Below are 734 nucleotides of genomic sequence, written 5' to 3'. Positions count from 1 at the left end.
GAAGCGGCCGCGGTCATGGGTTGCCAAGTCGGGACCGTGAAGAGCCGTATCTGGAGGGCCCGGGACCAGCTTGCGCGGATACTCGGCTACAACGGTGCCGAGATCGGCACTGACGCCGTGATGCTCTCAGCAAACGCAGGGTAGGGCATGCGCGCATACATCTTCCGTGCTGTCTGTCGGCAACAGGACGGCGTCGTTGGTCCGACACTCGACGAGCGCAGGATAACTGCAGCCGATGACGATGCGGCGGTCGCCATCGCACGCGACCTCGATTTGGATTTCCAAGCCCTCGGCGCGAACGCTGTCTACCTTTCCGCCCCAGATGGCCGAGCGATTTGGAGCTTGCACGCGCCAAACCCGTGCTCAAACAGCTGAACAATGGTCGAAATTGCGCCGCTGCATCGCTGGTTTGAACCCGCAGCCGATATGCCCGGTTGAGGCTGCATGTCAGAGCCGAGCCGAAACATGGATCATCATTGCGACTGTCTTCAGCGCAGGCTCGCCTTAACATTCTGCTCGACGAACAGGTTATTGCCGCGCTTGCCAGAGCGAACGCCGCTCTGCGTGAGGAGGATGACCCTTCCGTGCTTGACCTTGAGCGGGTGATCCGCCAACACCGGATCGGCATCTTTAAGCAGCGGGCCGGCCTGGGGGGCGCCGGGATCGACGTTTGAGTGAACAGTGCCGCCTCTTACGCGGCCGGGGGCCGTCCATGCAAGGGCACCGTATCTACA

General features: G+C 62.0%; 1 protein-coding gene and 1 pseudogene. One reads left to right on the top strand and one right to left on the bottom strand.

Annotated elements, in window-relative coordinates:
• A pseudogene (locus MKK69_RS12270) lies at window positions 1-144 on the top strand (RNA polymerase subunit sigma-70); the annotation flags it as partial.
• 344 nt (window positions 145-488) lie between these two features.
• Here MKK69_RS12270 and MKK69_RS12265 read toward each other — a convergent pair.
• Window positions 489-734 (bottom strand): hypothetical protein (locus MKK69_RS12265; protein WP_243968150.1); only part of this gene is annotated, 246 nt, incomplete at its 5' end.

Origin of the sequence: Methylobacterium sp. J-026, from assembly GCF_022829585.1 — a bacterium.
Taxonomy (GTDB): Bacteria; Pseudomonadota; Alphaproteobacteria; order Rhizobiales; family Beijerinckiaceae; genus Methylobacterium.
This window is presented reverse-complemented; position numbering and strand designations above follow the sequence as displayed.